Source organism: Sporomusa rhizae (assembly GCF_041428845.1).
Lineage (GTDB): Bacteria > Bacillota > Negativicutes > Sporomusales > Sporomusaceae > Sporomusa > Sporomusa rhizae.
The window spans coordinates 4940235-4957455 of the sequence record NZ_CP156925.1; the positions used below are offsets into that span (position 1 = coordinate 4940235).

Sequence of the window (17221 nt, forward strand, 5' to 3'; positions counted from 1 at the left end):
ATATTCGTTATTTTATCCGAATCCTCTTTAAATAAACCATTTCATCATTCACTTTGGAGGTTTCACATGAATATTGTTCAGATAGATAATACTGAAAGAGATAAATTTATGGACTTGCTTCTTATAGCAGATGAACAGGAAAGCATGATAAATAAATATCTATATCGTGGGAAAATGTTCTCCCTATATGATAATGGCTTAAAAGCAGTTTGTATTGTTACGGAGGAAGACAATAGGGTATTTGAAATAAAAAATATCGCCACCAATCCCAACTATCAAAGAATGGGCTATGGTCAAAAATTGATCTTTTATCTTTTTGATTACTATAAAGGCTTAGGAACAACTATGCTCGTTGGCACGGGAGATAGCCCAATGACTATTGATTTTTACCAAAAGTGCGGATTTGTTTATTCTCATTTAGTAAAAAATTTCTTTGTAGATAACTATGACCATCCAATATTTGAAAATGGCAATCAACTTATAGATATGATTTACTTAAAAAAGAATTTATAATTAATAATTCGCCAGCGCATCATGGGAACGGTTATTTTGATGCAACTATCTAAACAAAGCTCCGCGACAGCCATTTGGCTACAGCGGAGCTTTTATTTCTACAAATTGCCGGAATATGGCAAAAATCTGTAATGTTTTGTACTCATTTTAGTCCACAATTAAATCAGTAAAAAGAACGCCATCTAAGTGGTCTATTTCATGACAAAAACATTTTGCTAAACCACCTGTACCTGTCACTATAATTTCCTCACCGTTTTCATTTAACGCTTGTACCGTTACTTTTGCAGGTCTTATTAACTTTCCAAAGGTATTGGGAATGCTTAGACATCCCTCTATAACTTTTTGCTTTCCTTCCTTCTTAATTATTTTTGGGTTGACTAATTTTATAAGACCCTGCCCCATATCTATTACAACCAATCGCTTTAATATGCCTACCTGTGGCGCTGCTAATCCCCCGCCATTTTCCGTATTATACATAGTATCCGCCATATCATATAGTATTTGTCTTATTTCATCATCTACAGATTCAACCACTTTGCTCTTCTTTCTTAAGATTTCATCATCAAGAAGCCTAATCTGTCTTATTGCCATCTATATTATCCCTCGGCTTTGCTGTGCTCTAGACTTCCTTTTGCTTTCTTCAAAAAGAAAAACCTTCTCAATGGGGCACTGAAATATTTGACAGATATCATAAGCTAACCATATTGATGGTTCAAACTTTTCCGTTTCAATGGCATTGATTGCTTGCCGTGAAACCCCTACAAGTTCTCCTAATTGTTCTTGGGTTAATCCAAGTATTTCACGAAACTCTTTTAATCTATTTTTCACTCGCGTCCACCTCTGTAACGTTAACTTTACATTATAAATATAGTACTTCTCATCGCAACTGTCAAGTTAACCTTACATAACAATTATGGTACCTTCCCACCCTCTGGCAACAGAGGAATATTTTTTGTTATTATCAAGTATTTTCTAATGAAATTCAAAAATATGGACAATACAATGGACTTAACAGACAAAAAGGGAGTGATTCTATGAAAATCGTTGCCAAAAAAGGAATTATATACTCTATGCTCGCTTTAATGCCAGTTAGCATGTTCCCATCGGTAGCAGCCGCAGCACCGGCACAGTTTGATAACTCGCAGCAAATCGTTCAGCTTGATCGTCATGATCGTCATGACAATGACCGCCGGCGGATCCATGATGAACGGATGCGTCGGGAGAATGACCGACATGAAAGAGAAATGAGACGGCGTCATAATGAAGGCAGAAGAGAATGGCGTGAACGCCAGGAGCGCGAAAGAGAACGCCATGATCGTGAATTGCGTACCATTGCCGCCCTTCTAATCGGCATTGCGATTGGGTCGGCAAGCAACTAATAAGAATACTGAGTAAAGTCTTGGCAAACAGCCGCTCTGTCGTTTGATACGGAGCGGCTTAATGCATTATAGAGCTAGGGGAAATACATTTACCCTTGAAGATTGCTCCCATCTGGTATATCCTATAGAGTATACTTAGGTCACGCATAGAATTTAACTGATGCGTATTTAGACGAAGGTGTTTTTTATGTCAATGGTATTCCGGTTATTAAGTAACCAACAGTTCCAAGTCATTGCTGCGGTGCAGTTATTAAATGTATTTAGCACTAACTTGCTTTCCCCTGTGTTGCCCATATATTTAAAAATGCAGGGAATGGGTGAATCCCAAATAGGTTTGATTATGGGTATTGTCTCCCTGGGGGCCCTAATTGTTCGACCGTGGGCAGGAATGAGTGTCGACGTCCGGGGCAGCAGAATTATTACCCTCTTTGGGCAAGTATTAACAGCAGGCGGCTTAGCGGTTTATCTGTGGGCTGCCGACTTTTGGCAGTATCTGCTGATTCGCTTTTATCAGGGAATAGCAATGGCATTCTACGGAACAGGCGCAATTAGTTTTGCCAGTGGGGTAGAAAGTTCGGAAAATACCTCTGCCGCCATTGCTTACTTTTCGTTATGCACTATGATTGGGATGGGAGTAGCTACCAGTATTGCCCCATCGATTTTCACCGAGTATGGTCTTTCCAGCTTGATTTTTCTGGGTTTGGCCAGTGTGACTGCAGCCACCGGATTAATGTGGCTGCGAGGTCATGAAGTGCCGCTGAATGGTGACGGCCAGCGTGTGCCTTATCGGGATGTTTTGCGGACGAAGGAAGTACTCGCCCCATCAATTTGCTTGTTTGGTTCCAACTTTGCCCTAGGTACAGCCTTTACCTATGTGCCGCTGTTGGCGTTGAGCTTGAACATCACCGCCTATTCGGTATTTTTTATTGCCTTTAGTGTAGCTGTTGTTTGCGCCCGGGGGGTGGTGCATCAAATTAACAGCCGCTGGGATGCCGAACGTACAGCGCTTGCGGCAACAATTATTAACGCTATCAGTACGATGCTGCTGGGAATTTTTCCGGTGACAATTACTTCTATTTTATCCGGAGCGCTAATTGGCTTTGGTTTTGGTGTAATTTACCCGACACTAGCGGCGTATGTTGTTGATAAAGTGAATGCCGCCAACAAAGGGGCAGCTCTGAGTGTCATTGCGGCTGCAGGTGATGTTGGCTATGCTCTGGGGTCCTCTGTCCTTGGTATTGTAGCCGAAACTATGGGCTTTTCGACCCTCTTCGCCAGTACGACGGTGATAATTTTGCTTTCCGGCTACTACTTTTATAAGGCACTTTGGGACTTGAAGGACCAGGGGTGCAACGCGTGAATATCATCGTTATAGGCCACACACACTCTTGTTAGGAATGTTTCTGCGGGCACCATACGAAGAAAAGCAAATACCGCTGCGTGGATAAGCCGCTCCAAACCTAAAAAATTGGAGGCGGTTTTATTTTTTTTACTTACAGGGATTGACAAGAAGAAAGTAATTGCCTAAAATTAAATTAATTGATAACGATTCTCATTATCAATAAATTAGACATCAGGGGTTCCGGTTTTCTTATTTAACTGTACTATAAGATGGGAGAGTCGCTAGTGGATAAGAGTTTAACACTACTTTCGGGTGGATGGATTTCAGAAGCAGAAAGCCTATTGCAATTTTATAAATGGCTGACGGTTGAATTAGCGTCGACAGTACAAGGATGCAAGCCGTCCACGGTTTTGTCGCTGGTCGATACCAGAGGACTGGCGCTATTAACTCTGTGGCGTCAGTACGGAATTGATTTTTTACAGCAGACTCGCGTCCGGTATCTGGTTTTGCGTAAATCCGTCAACCGGGAAACAGTCTTATTTTATCGGCCGGAGGCACTGGAAGCCTGCCTAAAAGACAAGAGACATCAATATTTCTTCAGGAGCTTAGGCTATCCAATAGAACAAGGCGTAGAAGCCTGCCTTGATTTACTGCGGCGGCGATTTCAGGCTGCCTGCCCGCACGAAATTGGGCTGATACTGGGGATTCCGTTAAAAGATGTCTTAGGTTTTATGGGGTTATCGAATTTGCCGCTGACCTGCCGCAAGGAGTGGTGCATATATGGTAATCCGGATGAGTCAATAAGGACGATTGAGCGGTTTGCGCGGAACCGGTCGGTTGTGCTGGAACATCTATCCGGCGGAATGACTTGTCATGAAATTTTGTGTGGAAAACTGGATTTTCGACAAGGGTCGGCATCGGCTTAATTAAATGGGCAATACCACAGGAAAGACCTGTGATGCATGTCTAATAAAAATTTATTAGGAGAGATGAATATGAAAAAAATGATGATCGTATATTGGAGTGGAACCGGAAATACTAAATTGATGGCAGAAGCCATTGGCGAAGGGGCAGCGCCCGTGTGGCCGGGCGAAATACAAATCGCTTCAGTCGACCAAGTTTCCGCGACTGATGTACTCGCGGCTGACGCTTTAGCGCTTGGCTGCCCGGCCATGGGAGATGAAGTGCTTGAGGAAAGTGAAATGGAACCGTTTATCGAGTTGCTAGACGGTAAAAAAGCAGCAGCGGCTCAGGTTGCGTTATTTGGTTCGTATGATTGGGGTGACGGGCAGTGGATGCGTGATTGGGTGGAAAGAATGACTGCAATGGGCTTCCCTGTTTTGGGCGAAGGACTTGCCGTACATAATGCACCGGTTGATCAAGACCTCGAAAAGTGCCGGGAACTTGGCAAAAAACTTGCTTCACTCCAATAAGCACCGGACAACTTCATAGCTAATTTTGGATCGCAATATATAGATTCGAAAGTAGAAAAATCGAATTTACCCTATAAACAGAGAAAAGCAGTTTGAATTAGTTATCACGCTAAATCAAACTGCTTTTTGTTGTCAATCTCTTTTACCGGCTTTTAGCCTTTTGCGGCTTGTATATGATTTGCCAGGACAAGGAACCAGTCCAGTATCCCTTTACGTGTTCATCTCACGCTCTATAAAATTCGTGAACTCTCTTAACAAAGGAGAAAACCACTTACTCTTATGATAGATAAGTTGAGTGCTAATCTCATCCTCTACGGACAAATCAAGTTCAAAAAAGATCATTTTTCCTGACTCAATTTCATGTTTTACTGTACTATAAGGCAAAATACTTACTCCAGAGTTTATTACTACGCTCTGTTTTATGGCTTCAATGCTCAGCGCTTCAATTATATTCCGTCTATTATCTAAATAATTTCCTAAATATTTATCAAATGTATTCCGGTAACTACAATCATTCTTGGGATATATGAATACAATACTTTTATTCTCCAAATCCTCTACTGAGTGCAAATCCCGCTGCGTTCCCACTATCCCCATTTTTTCTTCGGCCAATTTTATAGCAAATAAATTATCATTTTCACGCTGCCGCTGCATAACAAACATTACATCGATTTCTGACGACAATAGTTTGCCGGTCAGCTCAGCCTTCTGGCCTAAAATTTGAATTATCTGTATTTGCGGGTGTTCTTCTTGAAAACGGTTGAGTATTGGTTGCAATCGATAGACTGCCACCGACTCCTGAGCACCTATTTTGATGGTGCTTTTATTACTATCCCCACCCTTTTTCAATACTTCAATTTTTTCATGCGCCTTTAATATAACATCCGCAATCGATAGCAACTCATTACCTAAATCAGTTATTGCGATGTTTTTCCCTATTCTCTCAAACACTTTTCCATTCAATTCTTTTTCAATTGCCTGAATATGTATCGTTAAGGTTGACTGAGAGTAACTCAATTCTTCACTAGCTTTTGTAAAACTTGCCAGCCGGGCAATCGTCTTAAATGTAATCAAGTGCCTAATATCCATGTTACACCTCGAAAACCACTTCGAATCTTATTCCAATTATTCGTGCCATATCATTGATTTCCCCTCTATTAAAATTTTCAATAATTTTATTTACTATATTGAATTTTACTTATATCCCGATTATCACTAAAATAATCAATAAGAAAAGCAAAAATTAATTATAGGAGAGATCGGTAATGCAAACATATAAAGTTTATCAAGTAGATGCATTTACGTCCAAAAAGTTTAAAGGAAATCCTGCCGGGGTGGTCACAAATGCGGAAGGATTGTCTGAACAAGATATGCAGTGTATAGCACGTGAGCTTAATAACTCTGAAACGGTATTCATTTTTCCGCCTGATGATACAAGTCATGATATCAAGCTTAGGTATTTTACACCAACTACTGAGGTGCCTTCCTGCGGGCATGCCACCATTGCTGCGCATTATGTTCGAGCAATAGAAAAACAACTCAATTCCGGCAGAGTTATTCAAAAGATAGGGATTGGCATTTTACCGGTTGATGTTGTAAAAAATGATGATTATACTATATGGATGACCCAGGGAACTATTACATTTTCCGAGCCGCTTTCTGGTAAAGATCGCCGGAATCTGTTGTTAGCCCTGGGGCTAGTCGAACAGGAAGTAGACGAACGTTGCCCCATTCAAATAGTCTCTACCGGACATTCAAAAGTAATGATTGGCATCAAATCCAGATCCAAGCTCAACAGCTTATCTCCTAACATGAGCCGGTTGTCGGAATTAAGTAAAGAGATTGGATGTAATGGCTATTATGTCTTTACTTTTGCGGCCCCGTCCGGTGATGTTTTAACTCATGGCAGAATGTTCGCCCCGGCGATTGGCATTACCGAAGATCCTGTAACCGGAAATGCTAACGGCCCACTGGGAGCCTATCTGGTTAAACATAGGTTAGTTGCGCATGATGACTCCTTATTTTCATTCACAGGAGCTCAGGGAGAAGCTATCGGGCGCAGTGGAACAGTCGAGGTAAAAGTAAAAATAGAAAATGGTGAACCCATAGAGGTTAAAATTGGCGGAAAAGCTGTCATTGTATTTAAAACACAAATTGAAATATAAATTACTGGACTCCACCAGCAGGAAAACAAATACTCCCGTAAATTATTGTTAAAACTCTCCAATTGTATATAATAATTGATATAACATAATTGGAGGATAATATATGGCTACTTTTGAAGACTTTCTTAAACTGGACATTAGAGTCGGAGAAATCATAAAGGTTGAAACATTTAATAAAGCAAAGAAACCCGCCTATAAGCTTTGGGTTGATTTTGGAGAATCCATCGGTGTAAAAAAATCAAGTGCTCAAATTACCGAATGCTATAAACTAGAAGATTTAGTGGGAAAACAAGTGTTGGGAGTGGTAAATTTCCCACCGAGACAAGTGGCTGACTTTATGTCGGAAGTACTAGTATTAGGTATTTATTCAAAAAATGGAGTAGTGTTAATAACCCCAAGCCATAAAGTAGATAAGGGTGATAAATTGGGATAAAATATGCCTACTGTTAGGGTGCTAAAATTCACGCAAAACTGCCTACATTGCTTTCATCTTGCCCCATACTAGTATTATAGCGTTTCATCCAGTCTATAAAAGCAAGTCCTTTGGCAGTCAGATGACTGCCACCTCTTCCTACATTGGAATTAACCCAGCCTAATTTAGTAAAAATAGATAATAATCGTCTGATTTCACTTTCGGTAATAACAAGTCCTGTCTGAAGGCACTCTGCTTCGAGAGACTTTCTGCCCACACCACCCGCATTGTGCTGCGAAAAAATAGACAGTACCTGAAACACTTTTTCTGTATCACAGATAGTGGAAATGTAGCGGAATTCCATGCTAAAATCCGAATTAATATCCAAAATATAAGCAGGTAGATCACATACATCGACAACGTCTGTTGCCATAAATGAGATATACGCTACTGCGTTAGCCAGTTCCCGGACATTGCCTGGCCACCGGTATTTCAAAAGTTGACTTTCCGCTTCTTGGGTAAAAGTCACTTTTTTGTTCTGTTGCTTCATAAAAAAATGAAACAAGTGCAGGATATCTTCCGCGCGTTCCCGTAAAGGCGGGATCGTGATGGGGAGAACATTTAACCGGTAAAACAAATCTTGACGAAACGAACCTCTTTGTACTTCATTCAAAAGATTTTTATTGGTGGCAGCAATAACGCGAATGTTAACATTGATCACATTGCGTGAGCCTACCCTCATAATTTGACGTTCCTGCAGTACTCTTAGTAAGCGTACTTGCAGTGACAGTGGCATATCGCCAATTTCATCTAAAAAAACAGTGCCATTATTCGCTTGCTCAAACAAACCAGGTTTCCCTTCTTTAACTGCTCCGGTAAAAGATCCTGCCTCGTAGCCGAAGAGCTCGCTTTCTAACAAGGTTTCCGGAACAGAAGCGCAATTGATAGCGACAAACGGATAAATAGAGCGGGGAGAAGCAGCATGAATGGAATGAGCAATCAGCTCTTTACCTGTCCCGCTTTCCCCCATAATTAGTACAGTAAGATCTGATAAAGCCAAGCGCTGGGCAAGCTGGAGACATTCCTGCATTTTAGCTGATTTGGCTTGAATGCTGGCAAAAGTATACCGGGTTACCAAACCTTTGTTATGCAATTTCTTGGCAAGACTTTGTTCCAGGTGGCGAATACGGGTTACTTCCTGAACTTCGAAATAGGTTCCGGCTGTTTCACCGAAATATTCAAATTTACTGCTGTTTATAAGTAAGGATCGGTTTTGGAATTCGATTAATTCGTCAACATACTCCTTGCTGAATTCCTGGGCGACTATACTCTGAAAAATGGTTGGGAAATGTTGTCCAATGACCGAATCATCAATTTTAAATAGTTGACTAAATTTTTTGTTGTATAGCAAAATGAAATCATTTTCATCAGTAAGTACAATTCCATTGTGGGAAAGATTCACAACCGTATCAAGTTGAACGTTTTTCATAAAAAGTTCTTTATAATGGCTCTTGATACCGGTATCTAAGGTTACGACTGTATCAGAATATTTTATCAAACGACTGCTTATTTCTTTTTTATCCATATTAAAGTAATTCAATATGGACAAAAATGTAGTAATATCAACGCAGCGGTGTCCTACATCAATAATTGTCAGAATATGGGGTGGAACAAAACTGGCTTCCCCTAGGGTAATAGCAATATTAACGTCCTTATATTCTTTGTGGCTGTCATAAGGGATAAAGTTTAAATGAGTAATACCAATTTGGCATAAAAAAGCAATGGCCTCATTAGTGTTTTCCGGTGAGTCATTAACAACTAATACGCTAGTACCTTTCGGAATCGCGGAAATTTTATATATCTCATTGTTAGGCAGAGTTCGCCGCAAAACGATTATGCGGCTATGGTTTGAAATATATTTTTGTGCCTTCCGTGCATGACTTTGTGCCGTAACAACGATAATATCATCGGTGATGACATCCCCTGGATGTAGCTGGGATAAATAGTAATTATTAACTATCACATAATTACTAAAAACTTTCTCGAGATTGTTGGAGATAAAATCGTTCAAATTAGATGGAATTAAAGTAAGAATGCCAATTGACTTCATCTTTTCTCATCCTTTTCTAATTATCAACCATCATTTAAAATTCTAAAATTCCTTAAATCCCTAGTTTATGGATAAATTTGGTCATACTTATTATAAACCCAAATTAGGGTTATGAATAGATTAGTTACCTATTAACGAATAAATCATTTGTTAATAAACAAGAAACCATGTAGGTTTTGGTTTAAACCTTACATGGTTTCTTGTTTTGGACCATTTTTTTATAATCAGTAAATGCCGAGCAAATTTACTCTATAATCAACCACTTACCGATTTTTCTAAACTTGTTGTAGTAGGTTTGGCATCCATGGCTTTCTTGTAGAGAAAAGCACAAAGCAGCAGGTAGCAAAAAGCTCCCAGATAAGTTGCCTCAGGTGTTTCCACCCAGTTATCCATAAAATAATTAACTCCCATAATACGCAATATCGCACTAATTAAGCTGCCAATAGCGCCACCTGCGACCAAACCAGCTGCAATAGTTTGACCTTGGCTAAGCCGCAGGGAATTTAGCAGTTCGTCCTTACTGCTGTGAGAAACAAAGTGGGAAATGAGACCGCCGACCAACAGCGGGGTATTAATTTCCATCGGCAGATAGGTACCAAGGGCAAAAGCTAAAACTGGAACCTGAACCATCCAGAGAATTACGGCGAAAAAGGCGCCGGCCATATACAGCGGCCAGTGAGCAGTACCGTCTTCCATTAATGGTTGGAGAACAACAGCCATAGCATTGGCTTGCGGAGCCGGCAAAGCTCCCTGGCCAACAAACCCATAGGCTTGATTGATAAGAATCATGACTCCTATCGATAAAACACCGGTTAATGTAACGGAAACCAACTGCCATTGCTGCATCTTACGCGGGGTTGCCCCGAGGAGGTGAGCCACTTTCAGTTCTGACATAAAGTTTCCTGAAACACCTAAAGAAGTGCAAAGGAAGGCTGCCATCATTAAAATTGCCGCAGTACCTACACTGCCGTGCATACCGGTACTGCCAAGCACTACCGCAGAAACGATAAGCATAAAAATTGTCATGCCGGAGACCGGTTCAGTACCGGTAAACGCAATCGAACTTATGCCAACTACAGAGAACAGAAAAGCAAAAGCAACAACTATCACTAATGCCAATACGGTCTGCAAAATGCTTTGGGCAAAAGTTATATGGAAAAATAAGGTAAATAGTCCAATAATAACACAACTGCCGATAACAATATAAGGCATTGGAATATCTTGCTGGGTACGCAATTGATTGGTGCTGTCACTGTTTCTTTTAAATAAGCCTCTCACCGCGGTTTTTACCACGTTAGATACGGCTTTGGACATGGATAAGAGTCCGATAACCCCGGCCATAGCCAACATACCAATGCCGATATGACGTACATATTCACGAAAAACCGCGTTGACCGGTGCATTCGCTAACAGGATATCTTTGCCACCTACTATCATGTGGTGTTCGCCAGCCAGGTAATATATGACCGGGATGCAAATAAACCAGGAGAAAAAAGAACCGGCAGTAATAATAGCCGCATAGCGCAGCCCGGTAAAGTACCCAATGCCTAAGAGCGCTGTTTCGCTGTCCAAGCTGAAAGCCAGTTTGGTTTTGGCGGCAAGCTGCTGACCCCAGCTAAAGGTCTGACTGGCAATAACCTCCTGCCACCAGCCAAGGCTATTGAGAATAAAGTCGTAAATTAGAGCGATTGTTCCACTAAATATCATGAGTTTTGCCTTGCTGCCCTCACCTGAATTCAGGACCTCGGCAGCCGCTCGCCCGGCAGGAAAGGGATAGGCATGATGCATCTCTTCGCAGAAATAACGGCGGAATACGGCGGCAATCAGAACACCAAGAAGACCACCCAGGATTACTGGCACAGCTAATTGAAAATAACTGAGACTGTTATTTCCGAGAATGTAAAGCGCCGGCAGAATAAACATGGCGCCGCCAATTCCGTTGGTACCGGCACTGGCGATGGCCTGAATATGCACGTTCTCAGGGAAAGCGTTCTTGCGCTTCAACATGACAGCCATCCCCATCGCCATTATTGAAACCGGAGCAAACGCATCCACTGTTTGACCTATTTTCAGGCAAAGATAGCCTACTGCCAAAGCAAAAATAGCAGCATAAAATAGTCCCCAGCATACGACATACGTATTAATTTCCTGATAATCTTTATGGGGGGACATTGGTGGTTCGTGAGAATCAAAATTGTTTTGATCTTCAGACATAATACTCCTCCTAACTTTAGTTTAAGATATTTGCAATAGCATGTAAGTGCAAAAAGTGTGCCATTGAAATCCTACTTAATAACTCAAGCAATAACTAAAGAACAATCATAGCAACTATGATAACTATAAGAAAAATAGGTTAAATAGGTTTATGTAACAACCTATTTTTAAACCTAAATATTCACCTTTTAGCAAGGAAGCCGAAAAATTTACAGAAATGAGAATGGCCCGTGTTGTTTTCTGGAAAACAACACGGGCCATCGGCTTTGCTTCAGCATCTACATACATACTATTGGCATACAAGGCACTGTTATCTATTTTAGGGATGAATCTGGCTCTGCAAATATTTCTATTAACCGGATAATTGTTTTTACGGCTTTTTCCATTGATTCAAGCGGAATATATTCATAACGTCCGTGCGCATTATGACCGCCGGTGAATAAGTTTGGACATGGCAGTCCTTTAAACGATAATCTTGCTCCATCTGTACCACCACGAATGGGGATAACCTCAGGCTCAATGCCAATATCCCGCATTGCCCGTTCTGCTGCGGCAATAATGTGGATAACAGGGTCAATTTTTTCCCGCATATTGTAGTAGCTATCCTTAATTTCACAATTAATTTTAGCCTTCGGATATTTTAATTTCATGAAACCTACAGCCTGTTGCAGGATAACTTTACGTTGTTCAAAGATTTTCCGGTCATGTTCGCGAATGAGATAATTAAGTTCTGCCTCTTCTACAATTCCCCGGAAATCCGTAAGGTGATAAAAACCTTCATATCCTTCGGTGAACATTGGCCGATCAAATAACGGCAGCATTTCATTTAATTCGATTCCGAGCAGCGAAGCATTTATCATTTTGTGTTTGGCTGAGCCAGGATGAATATTGCAGCCATTAATGGTAATAGTCGCACTGGCAGCATTAAAGTTTTCATAACTAATTGTGCCAAAACCTTCTCCATCAATAGTGTAACCGATTTCGGCGCCAAATTTGGCAATATCGAAATATTGGGTACCCTGGGCGACTTCCTCGTCAGGTGTGAAGCCAATGCATATCGGTCCATGCTTAATTTCCGGATGTTGCAGTAAGTATTCGACTGCCGTCATTATCTCGGCGATACCGGCTTTGTCGTCAGCACCTAATAACGTATTGCCATCGGTAGTTATCAAGGTCTGCCCTTTATAATTTAAAAGTTCCGGGAATTCCGCCGGTGACAAAATATAATTGCCGCCTTCGTCAAGCCCAACATCCGTACCCTCATAATTCTCTACAATTTTGGGACGAACATTTTCGCCGGACATATCCGGTGAAGTATCATAGTGCGCCAAAAAACCAACAGCCGGTGCTTTAGCCTCAACGTTACCGGGTATTTTCGCGATGATATAGCCATTTTGATCCATTTCTACTTGTGCTACACCTATTTCAATTAATTCATCGCGCAGCATCTTTGCCAAGTTTAGTTGTTTAAGCGTGCTGGGATAAGTTTCACTCTCGAATTCAGAGCGTGTGTCTACTTGCACATAGCGCAAAAATCGATTTAGAACAGCCTCTCTCATATGATCATCCTTCCTTTACTATCTTCTACAATCCTATACTATATTTTTAATGCAAAAATCATACCAAAAAATCAGCGCTGTGAAATTTAAAGAGGACGGTCATTGTCAAAACAATAACCGTCCTCTTGAGTTCCTATAGGAATGTCTATATAAACAGGAAGTTACTACTTCCTGTAGCTTGACCGTCTGTCCATATTTAATTATATTTGCCTAATTTTAGAATATCTTTAGAAAGTTACTAAAATGGAAAAACCGCCCTATCCTAAGGACAGAGCGGAATGTAACTATTAATCTTTCTTTCTCATGATATTACTGACCAATATGATAAATGAGAGTATTAGGACCCATAAAGTAATAATATCAATTACACAAAACTTGTATGGATTATCACTACGCCAATAATTACCGCAAAAAATATTAACAGCAATTAATCCCCCGGCTATGACAATTAGAAAAACTTGATTTTTATCTAACTTGTCAATTGGTAATTTTTCAACAAACTGTCGTAGCAGTTCTTTTTTATCGACAGAGTTTGGGTTGGGAGAGTTTGGACTCATTTTGTGACAAATCCTTTCTTATACCAACGCTCCAGGTTAGACAGCAGGTAATTATACCTCCTATTACCCCAATAATGGCGCCGGTTTTACTAACGTATGGATTTGATGATAAAAGGAGTAATAGGCCGAAGGCACCTGTTAATGCTGCACTTGCTAAAAGCATAGAAAAGCAAAACCAAAATGTACGCGTAGTTTTTATGGACATGTATACCATTCACCTCATTTTAAGTGTTCCCAATATCTTTTGGAATTTATACCTATAGCAAACGTTTTTCTCACAGCCGCCCGTCAGGACAAACCCGGCAGGCGGTTGAAACGTCTCCCACCTAATCTGATTCAAGTAGAATATAAGCACTAGCTGCGTAAATAGGGCTTTTGGCAAAAACTTAATAGTTGTCTAAATTATTACGATAAATCACTAGATGATTTTTTCCAATGAGAAGATAATAATGAGACGCAAGGAGGCGGTTCTATTGATGTATTTGCTATTTGTCTTAACGCCCTCATAACTGTATTATACGTAAATAGCTAAAGAAAAATCCGACTCCAATTTTTATATTTCGACATTAATTTACAAATATTCGGACTTATAATATTCTTAAAGTAAAAAAAATTAAGTAAATTCAGGAAAACAGCGATTGCCCATAGGTACAAAAAAGCAATGAGCCGGAATTGCAGCAAGTTTTATTAAACCAATAGAAGTTAAATAGGAGGCATATTTATGAAAAGTATCAAAACAAAGTTAATGTTTGCTATTGCAGTTATGATGATTCTAGCATTAGCCAGTATTGCTTGTTTTAGCTATTGGAAAACGAGCGATTTATTAACTCGGCAGGTAGAGGATACGCTTAAGTTGCAAACTAGTTCTATTAGTAAAGAAAATAGTTTATGGTTAACTGCGCGTCAGAGTGATATGGAAACGCTGGCAAGTACCAGGGATTTGCGTTCGGGTAATAAAGAAGCAATTCTCACTTATATTATACAGGAAGATAAACGGCTTACTCTTTATGATGGAATATTTGTGGCCGATGTAAATGGCAATGGGTTTTCATCACGGGGATGGGAAGGTTCGGTTAAAGAACGACAATATTTTCAGGATGTAATGAAAAGTGAAAAAACCGTTTTTTCCGAAGTACTAGTAAATAAGTCCACCGGTAAACTGTCAATTATCGTTTCTTCACCCATCAAAAAAGATGGCAAAGTAGTCGGATTAATTGGGGCCAATATCCCTTTTAGCGTAATTCAGGAGCAAGTCAATTCAACTAAAGTCGGCGAGACCGGCCATAACTTTATGGTGCAAAAAGACGGCTTTGTTATTGTCCACAATAATGCCGATTTAGTAATGAAACTCAATTTATTGAATGACAGTAACATAACGGAGGACTTGAAAAGTTTAGGCAAAAAGATGACGCAAGGGGAAACCGGAATTGCGAAATATACATATAATGGCGTTGAACAAATTGCGGCTTATCAGCCGATACCTGGTACCGATTGGTTTATAGCCGCTAACATTGAAAAAGGTGAACTGACCGGCAAGCTAACGTCGTTAATGTTGATATTTTTTATCTTAACAGTTGCCGTTTTGGCGATTAGTATATTCGTAACTTATCAAATTACCCTCCGGATTGTAAATCCGATTGATATTATCCGAAAAATATCCGAACAGGTTGCCGATGGTGATTTAAGAATTGGGAATATAGCTATTAATTCCCAGGATGAGTTGGGCCAATTAGCAACAAGTTTTAAAAAAATGACGACAAATATGACGTCTCTGATTCGAATCATCCAGAAGAACTCTGAAAGTCTTGCCGCCTCCTCGGAGGAATTAACTGCAAGCGCCCACCAGTCGGCACAAGCGTCAAATCAAGTAGCCGAATCGATTACCGAGGTGGCAGCCGGTGCGTCTGAGCAAATGGGAGCGGCAAATGATGCTGCTGTTGTGGTGGAAAAAATGTCAAACGGCATTCAACAGGTAGCCAAGAACGCGCATCATGTTGCCACGCAATCGGCGCAAGCGGCCGACAAAGCCCAAAACGGAGGGCAAACGCTCGAGAAAGCGGTAAGCCAGATGGCGCAAATTGAAGAGACGGTTAATACGTCAGCTAAAACGGTAACGAAACTAGGAGAAAGGTCCAAGGAAATAGGAGAGATCATAGATACTATTTCTGGAATCGCCGGTCAAACCAACCTTTTGGCACTTAACGCCGCCATTGAAGCTGCGCGCGCAGGCGAACAAGGCCGTGGCTTTGCGGTAGTGGCCGATGAAGTCCGTAAATTGGCTGAACAGTCTCAGGATGCCGCGAAGAAGATTTCGGATTTGATTGGGGAAATTCAAGGAGATACGGAAAAAGCCGTTGCGGCAATGAATAACGGCACCAGAGAGGTTAAGACCGGAGCGGACGCAGTAAATGCCGCTGGATCAGCGTTCTGGGAAATAGCCGATTTAGTAAATCAGGTATCGGGGCAGGTGAAAGAAATATCTGCTTCTATTCAGCAAATCGCGTCCGGCAGTGAACAAATTGTAAATTCGGTTAAGAAAATTGATCAATTAAGCAAGAAGTCGGGGGATGAATCCCAAAGCGTCTCAGCTGCAACTGAAGAGCAGCTTGCCTCAATGGAGGAAATAGCCAGCTCAAGTCAGGCGTTAGCTAACCTTGCTTATGATCTGCAATCAGAAGTAGCTAAGTTTAAGATATGATGAATTTAACCGGATTTTAAAACGTAATACCAAACAAGAAATCCCGCTCATGGCGGGATTTCTTGTTTTCCTTAGATAACTTTGATTGGCAGCACTTCAAGTGGTTTTTGCTTTTATACCACTATAGCTTCTGAAGCAAGCTTTCTCCAAATAGTCTGGCCTTATTCAGGAGGGGTTCACTCTTTAAGACATCACCCAAGTTGGGGATTCCCGGGGTAACTAAGACATCTTCCTTTACTTTAAAACCAATCTGTCTGAGGGAGTTGGCCGCAATAGCAAACGACTGAGAATAGAGAAGGTCATCCGGTTGGCCTTGCGTAAAAATAAGGGCAGCCTGAATTTGCTTCGGCAGGCGGCTTGGCTTCCCACCTCTCCCATAAAACGGGTACAGCCTGTCAATAAAGGTTTTTAGCTGTCCGGTCATAGTTGAGAAATAAACAGGCGATGCAAAAACAACGATATCAGCGGAGGCGACTTTATCATACACCTCTACCATATCATCTCTTTGCACACAACGCCCGGTCTCCTTGTTCTGGCACCAAAGGCACCCTTTACAGCCTTGGATTTTGAGTTTGTCTATAGCAATATATTCCGTGGCTGCACCCAATTTTTCGGCCGCCATCAAGATATTCGATAACACGATTTCGGTGTTTCCACCTACGCGCGCACTCCCATTTATGCCTAGTATTTTCATCTTTCATCCCCCTCTTTCCCCACTGATCTTTTTGTCGTAGATAACACTTTATGCCTTTTTGACTTGAGTCACTCGTTTAGTTGCATAAGTGTTTTTTTTATAGTAAAATAAACGTTAAGCATTTTTTTCACCTGGGAGCGCACTC

The 17221-nt window shown here is 40.9% G+C and carries 15 protein-coding genes; 8 read left to right on the forward strand and 7 right to left on the reverse strand.

All coding sequences use genetic code 11. The annotated features are described in order from the left end of the window. Positions 1-66 precede the first annotated feature (66 nt). Positions 67-513, forward strand: coding sequence for a GNAT family N-acetyltransferase (locus SRRS_RS23120; RefSeq protein WP_371363765.1), 447 nt, complete (start codon positions 67-69; stop codon positions 511-513). A 147-nt stretch (positions 514-660) separates the two neighbouring features. On the opposite strand, the gene def is transcribed toward SRRS_RS23120, so the two are convergent. Together def and SRRS_RS23130 are read right to left on the reverse strand one after the other, a co-directional pair. Then, positions 661-1104: a peptide deformylase gene (def, locus tag SRRS_RS23125; protein WP_371363766.1), complete on the reverse strand. Its 444-nt coding sequence runs from the start codon at positions 1102-1104 to the stop codon at positions 661-663. Further along, positions 1105-1341, reverse strand: a complete 237-nt coding sequence (locus SRRS_RS23130; protein ID WP_371363767.1) for a helix-turn-helix transcriptional regulator — start codon at positions 1339-1341, stop codon at positions 1105-1107. Between the two features lie 206 nt (positions 1342-1547). Between SRRS_RS23130 and SRRS_RS23135 the strand changes: the two genes are divergently transcribed. The 4 genes from SRRS_RS23135 to SRRS_RS23150 all read left to right on the forward strand — a co-directional run bounded on the left by SRRS_RS23135 (position 1548) and on the right by SRRS_RS23150 (position 4667). Further along, a complete protein-coding gene (locus tag SRRS_RS23135; protein ID WP_371363768.1) occupies positions 1548-1892 on the forward strand; it encodes a hypothetical protein in 345 nt (114 codons plus the stop codon). 187 nt (positions 1893-2079) lie between these two features. Then, positions 2080-3252, forward strand: a complete 1173-nt coding sequence (locus SRRS_RS23140; RefSeq protein WP_371363769.1) for an MFS transporter — start codon at positions 2080-2082, stop codon at positions 3250-3252. A gap of 266 nt (positions 3253-3518) precedes the next feature. After that, positions 3519-4160 (forward strand): DUF3793 family protein, encoded by a 642-nt coding sequence (locus SRRS_RS23145; RefSeq protein ID WP_371363770.1) that lies wholly within the window; start codon positions 3519-3521, stop codon positions 4158-4160. A gap of 69 nt (positions 4161-4229) precedes the next feature. Further along, complete coding sequence (locus SRRS_RS23150; protein WP_371363771.1) at positions 4230-4667, forward strand: flavodoxin; 438 nt, start codon at positions 4230-4232, stop codon at positions 4665-4667. A 210-nt stretch (positions 4668-4877) separates the two neighbouring features. Here SRRS_RS23150 and SRRS_RS23155 read toward each other — a convergent pair whose 3' ends face one another. Next, positions 4878-5756: a LysR family transcriptional regulator gene (locus tag SRRS_RS23155; protein WP_371363772.1), complete on the reverse strand. Its 879-nt coding sequence runs from the start codon at positions 5754-5756 to the stop codon at positions 4878-4880. 176 nt (positions 5757-5932) lie between these two features. Between SRRS_RS23155 and SRRS_RS23160 the strand changes: the two genes are divergently transcribed. Continuing rightward, positions 5933-6832, forward strand: a complete 900-nt coding sequence (locus tag SRRS_RS23160; RefSeq protein WP_371363773.1) for a PhzF family isomerase — start codon at positions 5933-5935, stop codon at positions 6830-6832. A gap of 103 nt (positions 6833-6935) precedes the next feature. Further along, entirely contained in the window at positions 6936-7265 is a 330-nt protein-coding gene (locus SRRS_RS23165) for a tRNA-binding protein (protein ID WP_371363774.1), read from the forward strand. Positions 7266-7293: 28 nt separating this feature from the next. Here SRRS_RS23165 and SRRS_RS23170 read toward each other — a convergent pair whose 3' ends face one another. The 3 genes from SRRS_RS23170 to pepT form a co-directional block, all read right to left on the reverse strand. Further along, positions 7294-9354 carry a sigma-54 interaction domain-containing protein gene (locus tag SRRS_RS23170; RefSeq protein WP_371363775.1) on the reverse strand — a complete coding sequence of 687 codons (2061 nt, stop codon included), beginning with the start codon at positions 9352-9354 and terminating at the stop codon, positions 7294-7296. A 255-nt stretch (positions 9355-9609) separates the two neighbouring features. Continuing rightward, positions 9610-11568 carry an OPT family oligopeptide transporter gene (locus SRRS_RS23175; protein WP_371363776.1) on the reverse strand — a complete coding sequence of 653 codons (1959 nt, stop codon included), beginning with the start codon at positions 11566-11568 and terminating at the stop codon, positions 9610-9612. A 314-nt stretch (positions 11569-11882) separates the two neighbouring features. Continuing rightward, positions 11883-13127: a peptidase T gene (gene pepT / locus SRRS_RS23180; protein WP_371363777.1), complete on the reverse strand. Its 1245-nt coding sequence runs from the start codon at positions 13125-13127 to the stop codon at positions 11883-11885. Between the two features lie 1278 nt (positions 13128-14405). Between pepT and SRRS_RS23185 the strand changes: the two genes are divergently transcribed. Beyond that, the gene (locus SRRS_RS23185; protein WP_371363778.1) at positions 14406-16382 is read left to right on the forward strand and encodes a methyl-accepting chemotaxis protein; all 1977 of its coding nucleotides are present in this window, start codon (positions 14406-14408) and stop codon (positions 16380-16382) included. A gap of 121 nt (positions 16383-16503) precedes the next feature. On the opposite strand, the gene SRRS_RS23190 is transcribed toward SRRS_RS23185, so the two are convergent. Next, a complete protein-coding gene (locus SRRS_RS23190) occupies positions 16504-17076 on the reverse strand; it encodes a flavodoxin family protein (protein WP_371363779.1) in 573 nt (190 codons plus the stop codon). Between the last annotated feature and the right edge of the window lie 145 nt (positions 17077-17221).

Excerpts from the sequence above, each read along its gene's own strand:
- SRRS_RS23150 (WP_371363771.1), top strand. The coding sequence starts at position 4,230 with ATGAAAAAAATGATGATCGTATATTGGAGTGGAACCGGAAATACTAAA.
- SRRS_RS23175 (WP_371363776.1), bottom strand. The coding sequence starts at position 11,568 with ATGTCTGAAGATCAAAACAATTTTGATTCTCACGAACCACCAATGTCC.
- pepT (WP_371363777.1), bottom strand. The coding sequence starts at position 13,127 with ATGAGAGAGGCTGTTCTAAATCGATTTTTGCGCTATGTGCAAGTAGAC.
- SRRS_RS23135 (WP_371363768.1), top strand. The coding sequence starts at position 1,548 with ATGAAAATCGTTGCCAAAAAAGGAATTATATACTCTATGCTCGCTTTA.
- SRRS_RS23160 (WP_371363773.1), top strand. The coding sequence starts at position 5,933 with ATGCAAACATATAAAGTTTATCAAGTAGATGCATTTACGTCCAAAAAG.
- def (WP_371363766.1), bottom strand. The coding sequence starts at position 1,104 with ATGGCAATAAGACAGATTAGGCTTCTTGATGATGAAATCTTAAGAAAG.
- SRRS_RS23120 (WP_371363765.1), top strand. The coding sequence starts at position 67 with ATGAATATTGTTCAGATAGATAATACTGAAAGAGATAAATTTATGGAC.
- SRRS_RS23190 (WP_371363779.1), bottom strand. The coding sequence starts at position 17,076 with ATGAAAATACTAGGCATAAATGGGAGTGCGCGCGTAGGTGGAAACACC.
- SRRS_RS23185 (WP_371363778.1), top strand. The coding sequence starts at position 14,406 with ATGAAAAGTATCAAAACAAAGTTAATGTTTGCTATTGCAGTTATGATG.
- SRRS_RS23140 (WP_371363769.1), top strand. The coding sequence starts at position 2,080 with ATGTCAATGGTATTCCGGTTATTAAGTAACCAACAGTTCCAAGTCATT.
- SRRS_RS23170 (WP_371363775.1), bottom strand. The coding sequence starts at position 9,354 with ATGAAGTCAATTGGCATTCTTACTTTAATTCCATCTAATTTGAACGAT.
- SRRS_RS23165 (WP_371363774.1), top strand. The coding sequence starts at position 6,936 with ATGGCTACTTTTGAAGACTTTCTTAAACTGGACATTAGAGTCGGAGAA.
- SRRS_RS23155 (WP_371363772.1), bottom strand. The coding sequence starts at position 5,756 with ATGGATATTAGGCACTTGATTACATTTAAGACGATTGCCCGGCTGGCA.